General features: G+C 73.7%; 16 protein-coding genes. 6 read left to right on the top strand and 10 right to left on the bottom strand.

Going from position 1 to position 20,888, the window contains the following annotated elements:
• A partial coding sequence (locus Q8W71_RS15275; RefSeq protein WP_305526235.1) for an aldehyde dehydrogenase family protein occupies nt 1-1,041 on the top strand: 1,041 nt, incomplete at its 5' end.
• Nucleotides 1,042-1,278: 237 nt separating this feature from the next.
• Here the strand turns inward: Q8W71_RS15275 and Q8W71_RS15270 are convergent.
• On the bottom strand, nt 1,279-1,737 hold the full coding sequence (locus Q8W71_RS15270) for an Lrp/AsnC ligand binding domain-containing protein (RefSeq protein WP_305526234.1): 459 nt from the start codon (nt 1,735-1,737) through the stop codon (nt 1,279-1,281).
• 144 nt (nt 1,738-1,881) lie between these two features.
• On the opposite strand from Q8W71_RS15270, the gene putA reads away from it, so the two are divergent.
• Both putA and Q8W71_RS15260 read left to right on the top strand, forming a co-directional pair.
• Entirely contained in the window at nt 1,882-5,568 is a 3,687-nt protein-coding gene (gene putA / locus Q8W71_RS15265) for a trifunctional transcriptional regulator/proline dehydrogenase/L-glutamate gamma-semialdehyde dehydrogenase (RefSeq protein ID WP_305526233.1), read from the top strand.
• A gap of 182 nt (nt 5,569-5,750) precedes the next feature.
• Complete coding sequence (locus Q8W71_RS15260; protein WP_305526232.1) at nt 5,751-6,566, top strand: hypothetical protein; 816 nt, start codon at nt 5,751-5,753, stop codon at nt 6,564-6,566.
• A 9-nt stretch (nt 6,567-6,575) separates the two neighbouring features.
• Here the strand turns inward: Q8W71_RS15260 and Q8W71_RS15255 are convergent, their stop codons facing one another.
• Nucleotides 6,576-7,259: a GntR family transcriptional regulator gene (locus Q8W71_RS15255; protein ID WP_305526231.1), complete on the bottom strand. Its 684-nt coding sequence runs from the start codon at nt 7,257-7,259 to the stop codon at nt 6,576-6,578.
• 201 nt (nt 7,260-7,460) lie between these two features.
• Between Q8W71_RS15255 and Q8W71_RS15250 the strand changes: the two genes are divergently transcribed.
• The 3 genes from Q8W71_RS15250 to lhpI are packed head-to-tail and all read left to right on the top strand — an operon-like array spanning nt 7,461 to nt 13,275.
• Entirely contained in the window at nt 7,461-10,847 is a 3,387-nt protein-coding gene (locus Q8W71_RS15250) for a molybdopterin-dependent oxidoreductase (RefSeq protein ID WP_305526230.1), read from the top strand.
• 15 nt (nt 10,848-10,862) lie between these two features.
• Nucleotides 10,863-12,320, top strand: a complete 1,458-nt coding sequence (locus Q8W71_RS15245) for a short-chain fatty acid transporter (RefSeq protein WP_305526229.1) — start codon at nt 10,863-10,865, stop codon at nt 12,318-12,320.
• A gap of 22 nt (nt 12,321-12,342) precedes the next feature.
• Nucleotides 12,343-13,275, top strand: coding sequence for a bifunctional Delta(1)-pyrroline-2-carboxylate/Delta(1)-piperideine-2-carboxylate reductase (gene lhpI, locus Q8W71_RS15240; protein ID WP_305526228.1), 933 nt, complete (start codon nt 12,343-12,345; stop codon nt 13,273-13,275).
• Nucleotides 13,276-13,371: 96 nt separating this feature from the next.
• Here lhpI and Q8W71_RS15235 read toward each other — a convergent pair whose 3' ends face one another.
• Genes Q8W71_RS15235 through Q8W71_RS15200 form a run of 8 tightly spaced genes read right to left on the bottom strand, consistent with a single transcriptional unit; the run spans nt 13,372 to nt 20,867 of the window.
• Nucleotides 13,372-14,232 carry a hypothetical protein gene (locus tag Q8W71_RS15235; RefSeq protein ID WP_305526227.1) on the bottom strand — a complete coding sequence of 287 codons (861 nt, stop codon included), beginning with the start codon at nt 14,230-14,232 and terminating at the stop codon, nt 13,372-13,374.
• A complete protein-coding gene (locus tag Q8W71_RS15230) occupies nt 14,229-15,203 on the bottom strand; it encodes an HpcH/HpaI aldolase/citrate lyase family protein (RefSeq protein WP_305526226.1) in 975 nt (324 codons plus the stop codon). Before Q8W71_RS15230 ends, Q8W71_RS15235 begins: the two co-directional genes overlap by 4 nt.
• Nucleotides 15,204-15,240: 37 nt before the next feature.
• On the bottom strand, nt 15,241-16,017 hold the full coding sequence (locus tag Q8W71_RS15225; protein WP_305526225.1) for an ABC transporter ATP-binding protein: 777 nt from the start codon (nt 16,015-16,017) through the stop codon (nt 15,241-15,243).
• The gene (locus tag Q8W71_RS15220) at nt 16,014-17,213 is read right to left on the bottom strand and encodes an amino acid ABC transporter substrate-binding protein (RefSeq protein WP_305526224.1); all 1,200 of its coding nucleotides are present in this window, start codon (nt 17,211-17,213) and stop codon (nt 16,014-16,016) included. Before Q8W71_RS15220 ends, Q8W71_RS15225 begins: the two co-directional genes overlap by 4 nt.
• Before the next feature lie 44 nt (nt 17,214-17,257).
• A complete protein-coding gene (locus tag Q8W71_RS15215) occupies nt 17,258-18,205 on the bottom strand; it encodes a beta/alpha barrel domain-containing protein (protein ID WP_305526223.1) in 948 nt (315 codons plus the stop codon).
• A 9-nt stretch (nt 18,206-18,214) separates the two neighbouring features.
• Complete coding sequence (locus Q8W71_RS15210) at nt 18,215-18,979, bottom strand: ABC transporter ATP-binding protein (RefSeq protein ID WP_305526222.1); 765 nt, start codon at nt 18,977-18,979, stop codon at nt 18,215-18,217.
• Nucleotides 18,976-20,001, bottom strand: coding sequence for a branched-chain amino acid ABC transporter permease (locus tag Q8W71_RS15205; protein ID WP_305526221.1), 1,026 nt, complete (start codon nt 19,999-20,001; stop codon nt 18,976-18,978). Before Q8W71_RS15205 ends, Q8W71_RS15210 begins: the two co-directional genes overlap by 4 nt.
• On the bottom strand, nt 19,998-20,867 hold the full coding sequence (locus Q8W71_RS15200) for a branched-chain amino acid ABC transporter permease (RefSeq protein ID WP_305526220.1): 870 nt from the start codon (nt 20,865-20,867) through the stop codon (nt 19,998-20,000). The genes Q8W71_RS15205 and Q8W71_RS15200 overlap by 4 nt, the downstream gene beginning before the upstream one ends.
• Between the last annotated feature and the right edge of the window lie 21 nt (nt 20,868-20,888).

The following is a 20,888-nucleotide window of genomic DNA, read 5'->3' as shown; positions in this document are numbered from 1 at the left end:
GGCGCGATCGTCCCCTGGAACGCCCCGGCGCAGCTCGCCGCGCTCAAGATCGCCCCGGCGGTCTGCGCCGGCAACACGATCGTGCTCAAGGCCGCCGAGGACGCGCCGCTCGCCGTGCTGATGATCGCCGAGATCTGCCAGGAGCACCTGCCGGCCGGCGTCGTCAACGTGGTCACCGGCTACGGAAAGGAGTGCGGCGAGCCCCTGGCCGCCCACCCGCTGGTGCGCAAGGTCAGCTTCACCGGCTCGACCGCGGTCGGCAAGGCGATCATGCGCGCCGCCGCCGAGCGGATCGCGCCGGTCTCCCTCGAACTCGGGGGCAAGAGCCCGTCGATCGTCTACCCCGACGCCGACGAGGATTGGGTGCTCGACGGGATCATCGCCTCGATGCGGTTCACCCGCCAGAGCCAGTCCTGCACCGCCGGATCGCGGCTGTTCCTCCACGCCGACATCTACGACGGGTTCCTCGACCGGCTGGTCTCCCGGGTCTCGGCCCTGACGATCGGCGATCCCCTGGACGAGGCCACCGACATCGGCGCGATCATCAACGAGCGCCAGTTCACGAAGGTCTGCGGCTACGTGGCGGACGGGCTGAGCCGGCCGGAGGCGCGCCTCGTCACCGGCGGCCTGCCGCCCAAAGACGGCCCGCTGACCCGCGGCTACTTCGCGCTGCCGACGATCTTCGCCGACACCTCGAACGACTGGCGGCTCGCCCGGGAGGAGATCTTCGGGCCCGTCCTCGTGGCGATCCCCTGGCGCGACGAGGACGCGGCGATCCGCATGGCCAACGACAGCCATTACGGGCTCGCCGCCTACATCTGGTCCCGCGACATCGGGCGGGCGCTGCGGGCCGCCCACGCCGTCGAGGCCGGCTGGGTCCAGGTCAACCAGGGCGGGGGCCAAGCGCTCGGCCAGTCCTACGGCGGCATCAAGGAGAGCGGCATCGGCCGCGAGATGTCGCTCGAAGGCATGCTCGACAGCTTCACCGAGACGAAGAGCGTGAACGTCAACCTCGTACTGCCGCCGCCGGCCGGCCGTTGACCGCCGCGTTCATCCCCGGCGAGCCGGGCACCGCGAAGGGGAGCCCCCGGCGATCGGCGTCCATCCGATGCGCGGGGGCCGGGAGGCGGCTGGCCGGCCAGTGAGCGTCGGGCCGGTCGAATCGGCAGGGGACCGCACGATGATCCCGGCACTGGCCCGCCCGGCGCCGGGAATACGGATCGTCGTTGTGGCCGGCATTGACGCGGGCCACGGCGCCCGACGCCGCGCAGCGGCGGTTCAGACCGGCAGGGGGCTGTCGATCTTGACCTCCTCCATCACCGCGTAGGTCCGGGTCTCCTTCACCCCCGGCAGGTCGACCATGACCTCGCCGAGGAAGCGCCGGTAGGCGGTCATGTCCCGCACCCGCACCTTGAGGAGGTAGTCGAAGCCCCCGGCCACCATGTGGCATTCGAGGATCTCCGGCACGCGCCGCACCTCCTCGGAGAACCGGTCGAACACCGCGCCGGTGGTCTTGTCGAGCATCACCTCGATGAACACGAGCAGGCCGAGATCGAGCTTCTCCGGATCGAGGCGCGCGCCGTAGCCGGTGATGTAGCCCGCCCGCGTCAGGCGCTTCAGCCGCTCGCCGGTCGCGGTCGGCGAGAGCCGCAGCCGCTCGGCGAGGTCGACCGTCGAGATCCGCCCTTCGAGTTGCAGGATCCGCAGGATCGCGGCGTCCAGGGAATCCGTGCTCATCTCTGCCGATCGGTCTCCGGGCTGCGAAATGCGCGGCGAGAGCGGGCGAAGGCCGGGTTTTAGCGCGGTGAGGACAGGCGTACAAAGGTGTTTGCACGGGGCGCGCCGCGTTTTTGCGGCGGCGCGTTCCGGGAGGACAGTCCGATGCAGACAGCCACCTTGCTCGCGCGGCCCGACGCCGCGCCCCCGACCGCCCTCTCGGACGATCCCCCCGTCCTGTCCCCCCTGCGCGCGGCGATCGTCGCAGCCTGCCGCCGCCCCGAGGCCGAATGCCTCGCGCCGCTCCTGGATCTGGCGGAACTGCCCTCCGCGGCGGCCGCCCGGGCCGAAGCCACGGCGCGCCGCCTCGTCGAGCGCCTGCGTTCGGTCGCGCCCCGGGGCGGCGTCGAGGGCCTGATCCACGAGTACGACCTGTCGAGCGCGGAGGGCGTGGCGCTGATGTGCCTCGCCGAGGCCCTGCTGCGAATCCCCGACGCCGCCACCCGCGACGCGCTGATCCGCGACAAGATCGCCCCCGGCGACTGGGCCGCCCATCTCGGGCGGAGCCCGTCGACCTTCGTCAACGCCGCCACCTGGGGACTGCTGGTCACCGGCCGGCTCACCGCCACGGCGAGCGAGGCCGGGCTGTCGGCGGCGCTGACCCGGCTGATCGGCCGCGGCGGCGAGCCGCTGATCCGCCGGGGCGTCGACCTCGCCATGCGGCTGATGGGCGAGCAGTTCGTCCTCGGCCAGACCATCGCCGACGCCGTGCGCCGTGCCCGCCTTATGGAGGCCAAGGGCTTCACCCACTCCTACGACATGCTCGGCGAGGCCGCGACGACCGCCGAGGATGCGGCGCGCTATCGCGACGCCTACGAGGCGGCGATCCACGCGATCGGCCAGGCATCGGCGGGCCGCGGGATCCACGCGGGACCGGGCATCTCGATCAAGCTCTCGGCGCTCCATCCGCGCTACGTCCGGGCCAAGCGCGGGCGGGTGATGGCCGAGCTGCTCCCGCGCGTGCAGGCGCTGGCGCGCCTCGCCAAGGGCTACGGGATCGGCCTCAACATCGACGCCGAGGAGGCCGACCGCCTCGACCTGTCGCTCGACATCCTGGAGGCGCTGGCCGCCGACCCCGCCCTCGCGGGCTGGAACGGCCTCGGCTTCGTGGTGCAGGCTTACGGCAGGCGCTGCCCGTTCGTGATCGACTGGCTGGTCGATCTCGGCCGCCGCACCCGCCGCCGGCTGATGGTGCGCCTCGTCAAGGGTGCCTACTGGGACAGCGAGATCAAGCGCGCCCAGGTCGACGGACTGGCCGACTTCCCGGTCTTCACCCGCAAGGCGCACACCGACGTGTCGTACCTCGCCTGCGCGCGCAAGCTCCTCGATGCGCCGGACGCGGTGTTCCCGCAATTCGCCACCCACAACGCCGCGACGCTGGCGGCGATCGTGGAGATGGGCGGCCCGGACTTCCACCCCGGCGACTACGAGTTCCAGTGCCTGCACGGCATGGGCGAGCCCCTGTACGAGGCGGTGGTCGGCGCCGGGACGCTCGACCGCCCGTGCCGGATCTACGCGCCGGTCGGCACGCACGAGACGCTGCTCGCCTACCTCGTGCGGCGGCTCCTGGAGAACGGGGCGAACTCCTCCTTCGTCAACCGCATCGCCGACGCGGATGTGCCGGTCGAGGAGCTGATCGCCGATCCCGTCGCCGCCGTGCGGGCGATGCCGGCGCCGGGCGCGCCGCACCCGCGGATCGCGCCGCCCCGCGACCTGTTCGGCCCGGCCCGGCCCAACGCGGCCGGCCTCGACCTCGCCGACGAGGCGGTGCTCGCCGGTCTGGCCCAAGACCTGCGCGCCAGCGCCGCGCAGACCTGGACGGCCGTCCCGTCCGGTCGCCCCGCCGGGGACGCGGACACGGTGGTGCGCAACCCCGCCGACCACGACGACGTGGTGGGTCACGTCCGCGACGCCGGGCCCGCCGACGTGGCGCGGGCACTCGCCGCGGCGGAAGCGGCCGCGCCGGGCTGGGCCGCGACGCCGGCCGCGGACCGGGCCGACGCCCTGCGCCGGGCCGCCGACGCCTTCGAGGCGCGGATGCCGATCCTGCTCGGGCTGATCGTGCGCGAGGCCGGCAAGACGCTCGCCAACGCGGTGGCCGAGGTGCGGGAGGCGGTGGATTTCCTGCGCTACTACGCGGGCGAGGCCGAGCGCGTCTGCGGGGCCGGAACGCGTCCCCTCGGGCCCGTCGTCTGCATCGCGCCGTGGAACTTCCCCCTGGCGATCTTCACCGGACAGGTGGCCGCCGCGCTCGCCGCCGGGAACACGGTGCTGGCCAAGCCCGCCGAGGAGACGCCGCTGGTCGCGGCCGAAGCGGTGCGCCTGCTGCACGCGGCGGGGGTGCCGACGGGCGCCCTCCACCTCGTCCCCGGCGCGGGCGAGGTCGGCGCCGCCCTGGTCGGCGATCCGCGCGTGCAGGGGGTGATGTTCACCGGCTCGACCGCCGTCGCCCGCCTGATCCACCGAGAACTCGCCGGCCGACTGACGCCGGACGGGCGGCCGGTGCCGCTCGTCGCCGAGACCGGCGGCCAGAACGCCATGGTGGTCGATTCCTCGGCCTTGCCCGAGCAGGTGGTGGCCGATGTCGTCATCTCCGCCTTCGACTCGGCCGGGCAGCGCTGCTCGGCCCTGCGGATCCTCTGCCTTCAGGAGGACATCGCCGAGCGGGTTCTCGTCATGCTGCGCGGCGCGATGCGCGAGTTGGAGACCGGTGACCCGCGGCGGCTCGCGGTCGATCTCGGCCCGGTGATCACCGCCGAGGCGGCGGAGGGGATCGCGCGGCACGTCGCGGCGATGCGCGGCCGCGGCCACGCCGTGATCCAGGCGGACCTGCCGCCGGAGGCCGGGCGCGGCACCTTCGTGCCGCCGACGCTGATCGAGATCGAGCGGATCGCGGATGTCGAGGCCGAGGTGTTCGGGCCGGTGCTGCACGTGCTGCGCTACCCCCGCGACGGCCTCGACGCGCTGGTCGACGCGATCAACGCCACCGGCTACGGGCTGACCTTCGGCCTGCACACCCGGATCGAGGAGACGGTCGCGCGGGTGCTCGACCGGGTCGAGGCCGGCAACCTCTACGTCAACCGCAACATGGTCGGCGCGGTGGTGGGCGTGCAGCCGTTCGGCGGTTCGGGGCTGTCGGGCACCGGCCCGAAGGCGGGCGGCCCGCTCTACCTGCGGCGTCTGCTCGCCGAGCCGCCGGAGGCTGCTTCCGAATCCGGCGTGGCACCGGCCGATCCGGCGGCCGCGGCTTACGCGGCGTGGCTCGGGCGACGCGGGCACGCGGCCCTCGCGGAGCGGGTCGCCGCCGACGCGAGGCGCGCGCCGCTCGGGACGGAGACGGCGTGGCCGGGCCCGGTCGGCGAGCGCAACAGCTACGCGCTGCGGCCCCGCGGGCGGATCGCGGCCGTGGCGGCGGGCGAGGCGGGCGCCCTCCTCCAGGTCGGCGCGATCCTCGCGACCGGCAACGACGCGGTGCTCGTCGCTCCGGCCGGCGCGCGGAACCTGTTCGGCGACCTCCCGGGCGCGGTCGCGGCGCGGGTCGGCTTCGCGGACGACCTCTACGGCGTCCAGGATCTGCGCGGCGTGCTTTACGAGGGTGACGCCGACGCCCTGATGGCGCTCAACCGCCGTCTCGCCGACCGGGCCGGCCCGATCCTTCCGGTGCGCATACCCGCGGCGGCGTCTCCGTCGGGGTCCGGCTACGATCTCCTCGGCCTGGTCGAGGAGCGGTCGGTCTCGGTCAACACCGCCGCGGCGGGGGGCAATGCCAGCCTGATGTCGCTCGACGGGTGAGCGCCCGTCGGCGCGGCGTCCGAGCGCTTCGGAGCTGAAGTCGGAGCCGTGGCCGATTGCAACGCGGCCGGGCCCCGCTCTAAGGATCGCCGCGCGCCCCCCGCAGGGCGCGCCGCCGACCCCGTGAGACCCCAACCCCCGATGATCGCGCCGGACACCGTGCGTGCGCCCATGCGGCGATCGTGATCTCGCCCGTCCTCGTCGCGGCCCTGGTGCGCGCGCTCACGACGGGCTGCGTCGTCGTGCTCGCCTCCACCCTGGCGGAGGCCGCCGGGCCGTTCTGGGGCGCCCTGATCCTCAGCCTGCCCGTGTCGGCCGGACCGGCCTACGTCTTCATGGCGCTGGAGCACGACGGCGCCTTCATCGCCGGGGCCGCGCTCAACGGCTTCGCGGCCAACGCGGCGACAGGGCTGTTCCTGATCGTCTACGCGTGGCGCGCGCCGGCCACCGGGTCGCTGCGCGCCCTCGGCACGGCGGCGGCGGCGTGGCTCGCCGCCGCCGTGCCGATCGCCGCCTGGGCCTGGACGCCGCCGACGGCCTTCCTCCTCAACGCCGCCGTCTTCGGCGCCGGCCTCGTCCTGGTCCGCCCCAAGGGACGGACCGTGTTCGCGCGCAACACCGTGGCGACGCGCCGCTGGCTCGACCTGTCCGCCCGGGCCGCCGCCGTGGCCCTGTTCGTCACCGCCCTCGTCGCCCTTAGCACCGCCCTCGGGCCGGAGCGGACCGGCGTCGTCGCGGCCTATCCGGTCTCCCTCACCTGCGCCTTCGTGATCCTGCACGCCCGCGTCGGCGGGGCCGCGATGGCGCAGCTCGCCGCGACCGCGATCCGCGGCATCTTCGGGTTCGGCCTGACCCTGCTGACGCTGCACCTGCTGGTCGAGGCGTGGGGCGCCGCGCTCGCCCTGTCGGGGGCCCTGCTCGTCTCGCTGCTGTGGTCGGGCGGGCTGCTCGCGCTCCAGCGGCGGGCCGCGCGGCCCGGGCCGCGACCGCCCGGCTGAGCGGTGCCGTCAGCCGGACTGCCGATCGAGGACGGCCTGCGTGAAGACCGGCTCCCAGGCCATGATGTGGCTCGTCATCAGCGCGGCGGCGTCGGCCTCGACGCGCCCGCACACGAGATCGACGATGCGGTAGTGCTCGGCCACCGAGGCGTCCTGCCGGGCGCGGCCCGCCTCCGACCGGATGCCGTAGAGCCGCATCCGATCGCGCAGCTTCATTACGATCCCGGTCAGGATCGGGTTGCCGGCCCGCGCCAGCAATTCCTCGTGGAAGGCGCGGTCGGCTGCGAGGTAGGCCGGCACGTCGTCCGCCCGCACCGCCCGGGCGATCTCGTCCGCGTGCGCCGCCAGATCGCCGGCCGCGCCCGGCCCCGCGCGCACGAGCTTGGCGAAGGCCGACGCTTCGAGCTGGACGCGCACCTCGAACAGGTTGCGCAACTCGTCCAGCGTCGGGTCGAGGACGCGGAAGCCGCGGTTGCGGATCGGCTGCAGCAGCCCGTCGGCGGTGAGCTGCAGCAGCGCCTCGCGCACCGGCGTGGTCGAGATCCCGAGCGTGCGGGCGAGCGCCGGCACCGAGAACACCGTCCCGGGGCCGATCGTGCCGGCGAGGATGTCGAGCCTGAGCTGGCGCTCGACGCGCTCGCGCAGATTCGCCTCCGCCTGCGGCGGAGCGGTCCGGTCCCTGTGATCCAGCACGGCGCGCATACTCCCGAACCGCTTCTAGAGCGGTGCCCGACCGCGTTGCAATCGAGCGCGGCACCGGGAGCCCGGTCCCGCGCCTAACCCCCATTGAAACGGCGCTTCGCATCGAGCGACGTGGCAATAACGCTTCCCCGCTGCCGCTTGAAGACGGTGGCGGCCCATGGTAGTGCGTGACGCGCTACTAGAGGTGAGACGGTGGTCGCCGAGGTCAAGCAAGGCTACTGCACGCTGTGCCGGTCCCGCTGCGGCTCGCTCAACCGAATCGAGGACGGCCGCCTCGTCGCCGTGGCGCCCGATCCCGACCACCCGACCGGCGCCGCCCTGTGCGCCAAGGGCCGCGCGGCCCCCGAACTCCTCGGCAGTCCCCGACGCCTGACGACGCCGCTCCGCCGCACCCGGCCGCGGGGCGCGCCCGATCCCGGTTGGGTCGAGATCGGCTGGGACGAGGCGATGGCCGAGATCGCCGGGGGCCTCGGCACCCTGCGCGCCCGCCACGGGGCCGAGACGGTGGCCTTCGCGGTGACGACGCCGAGCGGCACCCCGATGGTCGACAGCTTCGAGTGGGTCGAACGGTTCGTGCGCGTCTTCGGCAGCCCGAACCTGATCTACGCCGTCGAGATCTGCGGCTGGCACAAGGATTACGCCCACGCCCTGACCTTCGGCCGCGGGATCGGCGCGCCGGACTACGACCGCGCCGACACGATCGTGCTGTGGGGGCACAACCCGACGCGGACGTGGCTCGCCCAGGCCACCCGCGTAGCCGAGGCGCGGCGGCGCGGCGCCACCGTCGTGGTGGTCGATCCGAAGCGCGGCGGCTCCGGCGAGACGGCCGACCTGTGGCTGCCGATCCGCCCCGGCGCGGACGGGGCGCTCGCCATGGGGGCGATCCGCCACCTGCTGATCGAGGGCGGCTACGACGCGGCCTTCGTGCGCGACTGGACCGACGCGCCGTTCCTCGTCGACACCGGGACGGGGCGCCTGCTGCGCGCCGCCGAGCTGTGGCCGGGCGCGGAGGGCTTCGTCGTCCTCGACGCGGCCGGCGTCCCCCGCGCCCGCGACACCCGCCGCGCGCCCTCGGGCGAGGCGTGCCGGCTCGACGCGCGGCTCGACCTTGTCGACGCGGCCGGGCGCGCTCGAGCGTGCGCGAGCGTGCTGCACCTGCTGGCCCGGGAAGCCGCCCCCTACGACCGCGACCGGGTCGCGGCGCTCACGCGGCTCGCCCCCGCGGCGATCGACCGATTCCACGCCCTGTTCGCGGGCGCGCCGCGGCTCGCCTACCACGCCTGGACCGGGGTGGGGCAGCACACCAACGCCACCCTGACGGAGCGGGCGATCGCCACGCTCTACGCGCTCACCGGCGCGGTCGACCGGGCCGGCGGCAACCTCTGGACCACCGCCCCGCCGACCCGGACCGTCAACGGCTACGACCTGCTGTCGCCGGCCCAGCAGCGCAAGGCGCTCGGCCTCGACGCGCTGCCGCTGGGGCCGCCGAGCCGCGGCTGGATCACGGCGCGCGACTTCGCCCGCGCGGCCCTCGACGGCGCGCCCTACCGCGTGCGCGGCCTGATGAGCTTCGGCACCAACTTCGTGGTCTCCCAGGGCGGTTCTGCGCGAAACCGCGCAGCGCTCGCGGCGCTGGAGTTCCACGCCCACGTCGACGTGTTCCTGAACCCCACCGCCGACAATGCGGACATCGTCCTGCCCGCGAGCCTGCCCTGGGAGCGGGAGGCGCTGAAGGCCGGCTTCGAGATCACACAGGAGGCGGTCGAGCTGATCCAGCTCCGCCAGCGGATGGTTCCGCCGCTCGCCGGGACCCGGGCCGACTACGCGATCGCCCTCGATCTCGCCTGCCGCCTCGGCCATGCCGAGGCGTTCTTCGGCGGCTCGATCGAGGCGGGCTGGGACCACCAGCTCGCGCCGGTCGGCCTGACGGTGGCCGACCTGCGCGCCGCCCCCGGCGGCATCCGCGTGCCGCAGTCCACCGGCGAGCGGAAGTACGGGGCGGTAGCTACCGACGGGACGGTCGCGGGCTTCCAGACGGCGACGCGGCGGGTCGCGCTCTACTCCGAGGATCTGCTCGCGCACGGCCATCCGCCGCTCGCGGGCTACGTCGCGCCGGCGGGCCTGTCGGAGGCGGAGGCGATGGGCCTGCCGCTGGTGATGTCGACGGCCAAGACCGGCTGGTACGTGCACAGCGCCTACCGCCACGTCGCCTCCCTGCGGAAGCGGGCGAGCGCACCGACGGTCGAGATCGCAGCCGCCGACGCGGCGGCCCGCGGGATCGTCGACGGGGACGCGGTGGTGGTGCGCACCGCCCACGGGCAGGCGCACCTGCGGGCGCGGATCGACCCCGCGCTGCCGGAGGGCACGGTCATCGCCGAGTTCGGCTGGTGGGAGGATTGCCCGCCGCTCGGCCGCGAGGGGAGCCCCGCCACCGGCGCGGCCACCGCCAACATCAACGCCGCCCTGTCGGACCAGGACCGCGATCCCGTGAGCGGGTCGGTGCCGCTCCGGGCGGTCGCCTGCGAGGTCGTCCGCGACGCGGCGGCGAACCGGGGCCGCTGGGAGGGCCGGCGTCTGTTCCGGGTCGCCTCCGTCCGGCGCGAGGGAACCGACATCGCGGCGCTCACGCTCGCCCCCGCGGATGACGGCCCGCTGCCGGGCTTCCGGGCGGGCCAGCACGCCGTCGTGCACGCGCCGGCCATCGGCCTCGGCCGCGCCTATTCCCTGACCGGCGATCCGGTCGATCCGGTCAGCTACGAGATCGGGGTCAAGCACCTCGCCGCCGGCCCGGACGGGCGGGCCGCCGGGCGGATGTCGAGCCACGTCCACGGGCTCGGGCCGGGGGATCCCGTCTGGCTGGAGCCGCCGTCGGGCACCTTCACGCCGCCGCTCTCGGGCGCTCGTCCGGTGGTGCTGATCGCCGCCGGGGTCGGGCTCACGCCGTTCGTCGGATACCTCGCGGCCCTCGCGCGGTGCCCCGAAACGGCGCCGGAGGTCCACCTCGTCGCGATCAGCCGGAACGGTGTCGAGCAGGCCTACGGTGACCGCCTGCGCGCGGCCGCGGCGGCGCTGCCGGGCCTGCGCATCACCCGCGTCTTCACGCAGCCCCGGCCCGAGGACCGGCTCGGGCGGGACTTCGAGACGGCCGGCCGCCCGGCGGTCTCCGACCTCGACCTGCCGCCGGCCCGAAGCCGTCCGCTGGCCTATCTCTGCGGGCCGGACGCCTTCCTGAGCGCCATGACCGAAGGGCTCGCGGCGCACGGGATTCCGCGCTTCGACATCTTCAGCGAGAGCTTCGCCACCGCGGTGGCGGTGCCGCCTGACCTCGCGCCGCGCACGGTCCGCCTCGCGCGCAGCGGCGCGTCCTTCACCTGGACGCCGGCCGCGGGCAGCCTGCTCGATGCCGCGGACGCGGCGGGCCTTCGGCTCCCGGCCGGCTGCCGGGCGGGCCAGTGCGAGAGCTGCTGCCTGCCCGTCGCCTCGGGCACGGTCGCCCATCTCGGTCCCTACGACGGGGGGCCCGAACATTGCCTGACCTGCCGCGCGGTCCCGGTCAGCGACCTCGTTCTCGACGCGTGACAGGAGGTGAATGAGATGAGCGACACGGCAGCGCTGAACCCGATAGCGCGTGACGCGGCACCGACCCGCGAGGGGCGCCTCGTGCGCGTCTCGCAGGCGATGGTCGCCTTCGCCGAGCGCTGGTTCCCCGACAGCTACGTCTTCGTGCTGATCGCCGCCTGCCTCGTTGGCCTCGGCGTGCTCGCGCACGGGGGCGAACCGCTGGCGGTCAGCAAGGCGTTCGGAGACGGGTTCTGGAGCCTGATCCCGTTCACCATGCAGATGGCCCTGGTGGCGATCGGCGGCTACGTCGTGGCGGTCTCGCCGCCCGTCGCCGCGCTCATGCGCCGGGCCGCCGCCCTGCCGCGCACCGGACGCGGGGCGGTGGTGTTCGTCGGCGTCACGAGCATCCTGCTGTCGCTGGCCAACTGGGGCGTCAGCCTGATCTTCTCCGGCCTGCTCGTGCGCGAGATCGCCCGGCGCTCCGACCTGCGCCTCGACTACCGGGCGGCCGGCGCGGCGGGCTATCTCGGCCTCGGCTTCGGCTTCACGCTCGGCATCAGCTCCGGACCGGCGCAGCTCCAGGCGAACGCAGCCAGCATCCCGGCCTCGCTCCTGCCGATCACCGGGGTGATCGGCTTCGAGCAGACGATCCTGACGTGGCAGAACCTCGTGGTCGTGACCGTCGGCACGCTCCTCTCGGCCGCGATCTGCTACTTCACCACGCCCTCGGACCCGAACGCGCGGACCGCGCAGGATCTCGGCGTCGACCTCGTCGAGGCCCGGCCCGAGGCCACCCGCGCGACGCGCCCCGGGGAGTGGCTGGAGCACAGCCCTCTCCTGACGATCCTCACGCTCGTGCTGGCGGCCGGCTGGCTCTACGAGACGTTCAAGGCCGGCAACCCGCTGATCACGATGTCCGGGCTCAACACCTACAACTTCGTGTTCCTGCTGCTCGGCGCCCTGCTGCACTGGCGCCCGCGCAGCTTCATCGCGAGCTTCGCCAAGGCCATGCCGAGCGTCTCGGGCGTGCTGCTGCAATTCCCGTTCTACGGCGGCATCGCCTACATGCTCACCCGCGTGAAGGCCGCCGACGGCTCAACCCTGTCCGACGCCATCGCCCACGGCTTCGTCAGCCTCGCGCACGGGTCCGGCGCGTTCTCGATCCTCGTCGGGATCTACTCGGCGGTGCTCGGCTTCTTCATCCCGTCCGCCGGCGGCAAGTGGGTGATCGAGGCGCCCTACGTCATGAAGGCGGCCAACGAGGTCGGTGCCCATCTCGGCTGGACCGTGATGGTCTACAACGTCTCCGAGACGCTGCCGAACTTCATCAACCCGTTCTGGATGCTGCCGCTGCTCGGCGTGCTCGGGCTGAAGTCGCGGGACCTGATCGGCTACACCGCGGTGCAGTTCTTCATCCACCTGCCGATCATGCTGATCCTCGCGGCCGTCCTGATGACCACCTTCACCTACCACCCTCCGATCCTGCCCTGACCCGCGGCCCGCATCCCGACCCATGATCCCCTTCTTCGACGCGGATGCGGTCCACGCCGCCCTCGGTTATCCTGAGTTGATCGCGGCCCTGCGGGACGCCTTCGCCGCCGCCGACATCGAGGCGCCGGTGCGCACGGCCCACGAGGTCGGCACGCCGGAGGCGCCGGGGCGGCTGCTGGCGATGCCGGCGTGGCGCCGGGGCGACGTGCTCGGCGTCAAATTGGTCAACGTCTTCCCGCGCAACGCCGCGCGGGGGCTCGGCGCGGTCCACGCCACCTACGTCCTGTTCGACGGGACGACCGGCGCGCCCCGCGCGCTGATCGACGGCGAGGCGCTGACCAACCGGCGGACGGCGGCGAGTTCGGCGCTCGCGTCGCACTACCTGTCGCGGCCCGACAGCCGGGTGCTCACCGTCGTCGGGACCGGCCATCTCGCGCCGGCGCTGGCGCGGGCGCACGCCGTGGTCCGGCCGATCCGGCAGGTGCTGGTCTGGGGGCGCTCGGCGGCCAAGGCCGAAGCGGTGGCGGCGCGGCTGCGCGAGGCGGGTCTCCCGGCCGAGCCGGCCCCGGACCTCGCGCATGCCGTGGCGGCGGCCGACATCGTGAGCTGCGCCACGGTCTCGACCGAGCCCCTGGTGCTGGGGCGCGACGTCCGGCCCGGGACGCATGTCGACCTTGTCGGCGCCTTCACGCCGCTGATGCGGGAGAGCGACGACGCCCTGGTCCGCGCGAGCCGGGTGTTCGTCGACACCCGAGCCGGCGCCCTCGCGGAGGCTGGCGACCTCACGCAGCCGATCGCGGCGGGGACGTGGTCGGCGGAATGCCTGTGCGGCGATCTGCACGACCTCTGCCGCGGCGCGCAGTTCGGCCGGACCGGGGCCGACGAGATCACCCTGTTCAAGTCGGTGGGCGCCGCCCTGGAGGATCTGACGGCCGCGGCAATGGTCGTCGGCTGAGCCTGCGAGCCCGGCGGCGGAACGGTGGTCGCGGCCTGCGAGGGATGCAGGCCGGCCCAGCGGGCCCCCGCCCCTGCCCGCCAGGGGCGGATTCCTTCAGCGTGCCGGGCCCTCCGCTTCGAGGAGGCCGTGCAGGGCGGTCCCCATGACGATCATCCGTCCGATCATCAGGCGGGTGAACCCGTCGAGGGCTTCGACGACGCGGTCCGCGGAGGATGCGTCGAGGGGTGGCCGGGCCGCGGCGCGGGGGGCGAGCGCCGCCGCGTGCCGGCGCCCGGCGGCGATCACCCGCTCCTGTTCCGCGGCGAGCGCGCCGGACCGGTGCAGGGGCGAAAGAGCGGTCCGGGCCAGCGCGAGGTAGGGCGGCCAGTGCGCGAGGTGGCGGTAGAGGCTCGCGATCGCCGCGCTCTCCCCCAGCCGGCCGAACCCGTCGAGATCCCGCACCAGGGCCAGTACCGGCGGCGACAGGTCCGCGAGCGCGGGCAGCGGGATCGCCGGGACGGACCCCACCGCCCCGTCGGCCGTCCGGCCCACCGTCTCGCCCCGTGTCTCTCCCGCGGCCCGAGCCTCGTCCCGCAGGACCGCGAGCGCCACCAGCATCGCGAGGAAATTCGCGGCGTTGGCGGTGTTGTAGTCTGCGATCAGGTTGCGGATCGCCGCGCGCGCCTCGGCATCGACGCCCGCCGCGTCGAAGGCGTGGTCCGGGATCGTCGCGAGATCGGGCAGCGCGACGAGGCCGCGCAGCTCCGCCGCGGCCGCGGAGAGGGCCGCCGTGCCGTACAACGGCCCGACCACACCCCAGGTCCAGGCGAGCCCGCCCGGAATGGTGGCGAGGTGGCGCCAGATCAGATTCACGAACGGCACACCGAGGGCGGTCCGGAGATCCGCGAACAGGGCGGCGATCTCGCCCGTCGCGTCCTCTTCTCGGATCGCGGGGATCGGGTCGGCGCCGCTCACGAGACGGCCCCGTCGCGGGCCCGGATCGCCCGGTGGCGGCCGAGCAGCGCCGCCGCGAGCTTGGCGTGCGCCATGTCGACGAGCAGCCCCCCGTGCCCGACGGCGCCGGCGCCCTCGGCGACGGAGCGTTCGAGCGCCGCCTCGATCGCCTCGGCCGCGGCGACGAGGGCCGGCGCGGGGGAGAACGCGGCGTTGGCGAGCGCGACTTGGGACGGGTGGATCGCCCACTTGCCCTCGTAGCCCAGGGCCGCGGCGCGCTCGCAGGCGTTGCGGTAGCCCTCCGCGTCCGCGAAGTTCGCGTAAGGCCCGTCGATCGGGCGCAGGCCGTTGGCCCGGGCGGCGTTGGCGATGCGCGCCAGCGCGAAGTGCCACTGGTCGTTCCAGTGCCGCTGGCCCGCCCCCTCCCCGTGTGTGCGCACGGCGTAGGCGGGGTTCGGCTGCCCGAAGGCGGTGTCGAAGGTGCGCATCTCGATCGAGTAGTCGCCGACCCCGAAGATCAGCGCCTCCAGCCGATCGGAGGCGGCGGCGATCTCCTCGACCTGGGCGACGCCGCGGGCGGTCTCGATCAGCACCTCGATGCCGAGGCGCTTGTCCCGCCCGTGCTCCCGCTCCAGGCCGGTGAGCAACTGGTCGACGAAGCGCACGTCGAACCCCGATTCCGCCTTCGGCAGCAGGATCAGGTCGAGCCGGGGGGCGGCCGAGACCACGTCGATGATGTCCCGGTGCGCCCAGGGCGTGTCGAGGCCGTTGACGCGCAGCGCCAGGGTCTTGTCGCCCCAGTCGTGGCCGTTCAGCGCCGCGATCGCCCCGGCCCGGGCCTGCGCCTTGCGGGCGGGGGCGACGGCGTCCTCCAGGTCGAGGAACACCACGTCGGCCGCGCCCGCCGCCGCCTTGGCGAAGAAGCGCTCGGAGGTGGCCGGCACCGCGAGTTCGGAGCGCTGGAGGCGGAAGGGACGTGTCGGCTGGGGCATTTCTCTCGATCGGCGTTCGGGGATGGCGGCTCGGCGTTCAGGCGGCGGTCTCGGCGGCGCGCTCCAGCTCCTCGGGCACCTCGCCGAGGAACAGGCGCTTCACGTTCTCGTTCGCGAGCAGCGCGGCGGCCTCGCCCGCGTAGGCGACCCGGCCCCCGTGCATCACGTAGCCCCGGTGAGCGACGGCGAGCGCGCGGGACGCCTTCTGCTCGACCATCACCACGGTGAGCCCGGCCGCGCTGATCTCGGTGAGCTTCTCGAACACCACGTCCACGAGCTTCGGGGACAGGCCGAGCGATGGCTCGTCGAGGATGATCGTCGTCGGGTCGGTGATCAGCGCGCGGGCGATGGCGAGCATCTGCTGCTCGCCCCCCGACATCGTCCCCGCTTGCTGGCGCAACCGCTGTCCGAGGATCGGGAACAGGGCGACGAGGCGCTCGATCGCCCGGTCGATCCGCGCCCGGTCGCCCCCCAGGATGTGCGCGCCGAGTTCGAGGTTGTCGCGCACGCTCATCTCGGGGATGACGATGCGCCCCTGGGGCACGTAGGCCATGCCGCGCCCGAGCCGCAGGTGGGCCGCCTCGCGGGTCACGTCGGCGCCGCCGACGCGCACCCGGCCGGACCAGACCGGCAGCAGTCCCGCCGCCGCCTTGATCACCGTGGACTTGCCGGCCCCGTTGGAGCCGATGATCGCGCTCATCCGCCCGGTGGGAAAGGCCATCGTGACCTCGCGCACCACCGCCACGTCGCCGTAGCCCGTCGTGAGGCCCTCGATCTCGAGGGGGGCGCCGGTGCCGGCGGGCCCCGCGCTCATCTCTTGTCCCAGGCGGGCATCGGCAGCACGGCGTCGGCGGTCTTCAGGTCGTCCGGCCAGATGATCTCGCGCTTGCCGCCGCGGATCTGGTCGAGGAGACCCTTCAGGCCGATCTGGACGTAGGTCTTGGGATCGACCTTGTGGTGGCCCATCACGCTGTCGGTCTCGAAGGTGGTCAGCGTCTCGCGGATCTTGTCCTGGTCGAGGCTGCCGGTCTTGGCCACCGCCCGCTCCAGCACCGTCGCACCTTGGTAGGCGAAGGCGGCGTAGTAGCCGGGCTCGGACTTGTAGCGGGCCTTGTGGGCGGCCACGAACCCGGCATTGCCCTCGGTCTTCAGCACGGGCTCGTAGAGGGAGATGGCGATCACGTACTCGCCGTCCTTGCCGGTGGCGGCCACGAAGTCGTCCTGGGCCGGCCCGTTGTGGATGAATGCCTTGGGCAGGTAGTTCACCGCCCGGAACTGCCGGACCATCTCGATCGCCTCGTTCGGATAGCCGACCCCGATCCAGATGTCGGGGTTGAGCTGCCGGGCCCGGGCGATGCTCGACGAGTAGTCGGTCGTCCCGGCCGGGAAATACTCGGTCATCTCGATCTTGAGGCCGTGCTCGGCGGCGATCTTGTCGAGCGCCTTGGTCATGTCGCGGGCGGCGGGGTAGTCGCGCGAGACGATGGCCAGCGTCTTGAAGCCGTGGGCCTTCGACACCGGCGCGACGCCCGCGACGTAGGCCGAGATCGCGGGCGCCGACTGGAACACGTACTTGAAGCCGCGCAGGTGGATCGCCTCGGAGGCGCCGCCCGCGTTGACGAACACCCGCTTGTGCTTCTCGGCGACCGCGCTCGCGGTGGCGCAGGAGGCCGAGCCCCAGGGTGAGAGCAGCAGCTCGACCTTGTCGTTGGTGATCAGCCGCTCGTAGAGCCGGGCGGCGGTCGCCGGATCGCTGCGGTCGTCGTAGACGACGATGTCGACGGGGCGCCCGAGCAGACCGCCGCGCCCGTTGACGTCCTCCCGCCACAGGTCGATCCCGCGCTTGAACAGCTCGCCCGAGTCGGCGAGGTTGCCGCTCTGGGAGAGCGCCACCCCCATGCGCAGGGGCTCGGCTGCCGCGGTCCGGCCGGCCCAGCCCGCCGCCGCGAGGCCGATCAGACCCGCCGTCGCGCCGCGGCGCGTCGGCCCCACCCGTACCGGTCCCGTCATCCTCGATCCTCCCTTCGATCCCGCGTCGCGGCGGGCTTCGTCGCTCAAGCGGCCGTCGGGGCGGCGCCCATGTGGTCCAGGGTGTCCCAGCGGGTGAGACCCGCGGCGGCGCGGCTGCGCGGTTCGATTCCCAGGATCCCCGCGACGTCGCGGGCCGCGGCCTGGACCGCGCGGGGGTCGAGGCCGGTGGAGACGCCGCACGCGTCGAGCCACGCCACGAGATCCTCGGTCGGCGCGTTGCCGATCGCCGCCCGCGTCCCCATCGCCACCCCGCCGCCGATGCCGCAGACCGCGCCCTCGACGAACGCGGCGCCGGCATCGAGGGCGGCGAGCACGTTGGCCGACGCCATCCCGGCCATGTCGTGGACGTGATAGCCGAACGTGCAGTCCGGATGGGCGTCGCCGAGCCGCGCGAACAACTGCCCGACCTGGCGCGGATCCTCCAGCCCGGCCGAGCCCGCGACGTAGAAGCGCCGGATGCCGGCATCGCGCAGGCGCGCGATCAGCGCGAGCACCCGCGCCTCGGGGATCGCCCCCTCGTAGGTGCACCACAGGGCGACGCCCACCGCCATGACGAAGCCGACACCCGCCGCGTCGGCGAGGCGGAAGCAGGCGGCGGCCTGCGCCACCGCCTCGTCCGGCGTCATGTTCTGGTTCTTGCGCAGGTAGGTCTCGCCGACGGTGATCAGGCCCAGCAACTCGTCGAGACCCGAGCCCAGGGCCCGCTCGGCGCCGCGGACGTTCGGCACGAGCGCCCGGTAGACCGTGCCCGGCCGCCGGGCGATGCGGGCGCAGACCGCCTCGGCGTCGCTGAGCGCCGGGATGAAGCGGGGATGGACGAAGCCGGTGACCTCGATCACGGGAAAACCCGCCGCGCTCAGGCGGTCGATCATCGCCACCTTCGCGTCCGTCTCGACCCACGCGCCGAGACTCTGGAGGCCGTCGCGGGGGGCGACCTCGACGACCTGGACGCGTTCGGGAAGCCGCAGCACGGGGGCGCCTCAGAAGTAGGCTTCGGCGACGGCGGGGTCGGCCCGCACGGCCTCGGGGTCGCCGCGGGCGATCACCCGGCCCTCGGCCAGCACGTACAGCTCGTCGCAGACCTCCAGCACGATGCGCATCTCGTGATCGATGAAGAACAGGGTCAGGCCGTCCCGGCGCAGGGTGTCGAGATGCTCGACGATCCGGTTCTGGAGGCGCGGGTTGATCCCCGCGAACGGCTCGTCGAGCAGCATCAGGGTCGGCTCCAGCATCAGTGCGCGGGCGATCTCCACGAGCTTGCGCTGGCCGTAGGACAGTTCCGAGCCCCACCGGTCGCGCAGGGCGGTGATCTCGAGGAAGTCGAGCAGTTCGCGGGCGCGCTCCACGGCCTGAACGTCGGACTTGCCGTGGGCGATGGCGACGAGGTTCTCCAGCACCGTCATCTCGGCAAACAGCCGGCTGATCTGGAAGGTGCGGCCCACCCCCTCCCGGCAGATCTGCGCGGGGCTGTGGCGGGTGGTGTCGCGCCCGTTGATGCGCACGGCGCCGCCGTCGGGCTTCAGCGCGCCGGCCACGATGTTGAACAGGGTCGACTTGCCCGACCCGTTCGGTCCGATCACGCCGGTGATCGAGCCGCGGGCGACAGTGAGGCTCGCCGCGTCGAGGGCGACGCGGCCGCCGAAGCGCTTGGAGACGCCGTCGACGACGAGGATGTCGTCGCGGCCGGGCGCGACGCCGGCGGGGCGTTGGTCCGCGTGCGGATCAAGAATGGCCGGGGCGCTCATGTCGATCGCACGCTCACGTCCGGCGCGCGCGGGGCGGGCGCGGTCTCCGGTAGGGCGCGCCGGCCGGTGTCGGCGGCCGGCACGGCGTCGGCGAGCCGGCGCAGGCCGGCCCGGGGAGCCGCAGACCAGCGCCAGCGGCGCCGGGCGACGGCGTTGACGATGCCGCGGGGCATGAACAGCACCGCGCCCAGGATGATCACCCCGACGAGCCCGAGGTAGAGTTCGGGGAAGCGCGACCACAGCAGCTCGTTGACCACCGAGAGCAGCACCGCGCCGACCAGCGGGCCGAGCACCGTGCCGAGCCCGCCGAGCAGCACCATCGCGATGGTGGTCAACTCCGTCATCGGCGCGAAGGCGGTGGCCGGGTCGATGAAGGCGAGGTAGGTCGCGTACAGGGCGCCGACCGCGCCGGGCGCGGCCGCCGAGATCATGAACGCGGCGATCTTCAGCCGGGTGGTGCGCACCCCGAGCGCCTCGGCGGCCGTCTCGTCCTCGCGGATGGTGAGGAGTTGCAGGCCGAAACGGGCATTGTCGAGCCGGTGCGTGCCGTAGATCAGCGCCAGGGCGATGACGGCGAGCGCGGCGTAGATCGGCTTCAGGTCGGCCGGGGTCAGGTAGAGGCCGGTGCCACCCTGGGTGATCCCGTCGAAGCCGAGCGCGAAGTTCTCGCCGACGCGGGCGAGCCCGTACATGCCGATGGCGAAGAACGAGCCCTTGAGCCGCAGCATCGCGCCGCCGAGGACGAGGGCCAACACGACCGCCGCGAGCGAAGCCGCCCCCGCGGCCGGCAGCCAGTGCCAGCCGGCGCCGATCAGCAGCGCCCCGACATAGGCGCCGAGCCCGAAGAACGCGACCTGCCCGAAATGGGTGTAGCCCGCGTAGCCGCCGATGATGTTCCACGAATAGGCCAGCGCCGTGAACATCAGGAGCTGGACGGTGAAAGACAGGGCGTACTCGCTGCCGACGAACGGCAGGATTGCGAGCGCCGCACCGAGCGCCAGGATGAGCAGCGGGATCCTCATATCCGCGCCCCCACGCCGAGCAGGCCCCGGGGCCGCACTAGGAGCACCGCCAGCATCACGAGGTAGAGCAGCGCCGAGCCGATCACCTGCCCGAAGGCGTAGCCGCCGAACACTTCGAGGATCCCGAGCAGCATCGCGGCGGCGATCGCCCCGGGGTAGCTGCCCATGCCGCCCACGATGATCACCGCGAACGCCTTGATCAGGAAGCGCGAGCCGAGCTGCGCGTCGGAGGCGAAGGTCGGCGCCATCAGCACCCCGGCGAGCCCGGCCATCGCCGAGCCCAGGGCGAAGGTGATGTTGCGGACCCGCTCGACCGAGATGCCGGAGATGATCGCCAGCTCCGGCGCCTGGGCGACGGAGCGGATGGCGCGGCCGGTGCGGGTGCTGCGCAGGAAGATCCAGACGGCGAGGCTCGTGCCGATCGCCACGAGGAAGGCGGTGAACCGGGCGACGGAGACGTCGACGCCCGCCACCCGCACGGAGCCGGACAGCACGCCCGGCAGCCCACGGTAGCCGCCGCCCCAGATCAGGATCGCGGCGTTCACCAGCACCGTCGAGACGGCGTAGGTGGCGAGCAGGGACATGATCAGCGGCGCGTCGGCGAGGCGGCGGATCACGAAGGTCTGGAGGACGAGGCCGGCGAGCGCAGCGCCGGCCGGCACCACGATCAGGGCGACCCAGTAGGGCGCCTGGGCGCCGGCCACCAGCGAGACGGTCACCAGCGCGCCGATCGCCAGGAACTCGCCGTGGGCGAAGTTGACGACGCGCATCACCCCGAAGATCAGGTTCAGGCCGCCGGCCATCAGCGCGTAGAGCCCGCCGAGCAGCACGCCGCCGACGAGGAGTTCGAGCACCGGGGCGTTCATGCCGCCGCTCCCGCGCGGGCC

This window comes from Methylobacterium amylolyticum, assembly GCF_030700245.1.
Lineage (GTDB): Bacteria > Pseudomonadota > Alphaproteobacteria > Rhizobiales > Beijerinckiaceae > Methylobacterium.
This window is presented reverse-complemented; position numbering and strand designations above follow the sequence as displayed.

What these genes read in the sequence shown, in the direction of transcription:
- Q8W71_RS15270 (WP_305526234.1), bottom strand. Translation starts at nt 1,737, where the DNA reads ATGAGCACGGATTCCCTGGACGCCGCGATCCTGCGGATCCTGCAACTC.
- putA (WP_305526233.1), top strand. Translation starts at nt 1,882, where the DNA reads ATGCAGACAGCCACCTTGCTCGCGCGGCCCGACGCCGCGCCCCCGACC.
- Q8W71_RS15245 (WP_305526229.1), top strand. Translation starts at nt 10,863, where the DNA reads ATGAGCGACACGGCAGCGCTGAACCCGATAGCGCGTGACGCGGCACCG.
- lhpI (WP_305526228.1), top strand. Translation starts at nt 12,343, where the DNA reads ATGATCCCCTTCTTCGACGCGGATGCGGTCCACGCCGCCCTCGGTTAT.
- Q8W71_RS15230 (WP_305526226.1), bottom strand. Translation starts at nt 15,203, where the DNA reads ATGCCCCAGCCGACACGTCCCTTCCGCCTCCAGCGCTCCGAACTCGCG.
- Q8W71_RS15225 (WP_305526225.1), bottom strand. Translation starts at nt 16,017, where the DNA reads ATGAGCGCGGGGCCCGCCGGCACCGGCGCCCCCCTCGAGATCGAGGGC.
- Q8W71_RS15220 (WP_305526224.1), bottom strand. Translation starts at nt 17,213, where the DNA reads ATGACGGGACCGGTACGGGTGGGGCCGACGCGCCGCGGCGCGACGGCG.
- Q8W71_RS15210 (WP_305526222.1), bottom strand. Translation starts at nt 18,979, where the DNA reads ATGAGCGCCCCGGCCATTCTTGATCCGCACGCGGACCAACGCCCCGCC.
- Q8W71_RS15205 (WP_305526221.1), bottom strand. Translation starts at nt 20,001, where the DNA reads ATGAGGATCCCGCTGCTCATCCTGGCGCTCGGTGCGGCGCTCGCAATC.
- Q8W71_RS15200 (WP_305526220.1), bottom strand. Translation starts at nt 20,867, where the DNA reads ATGAACGCCCCGGTGCTCGAACTCCTCGTCGGCGGCGTGCTGCTCGGC.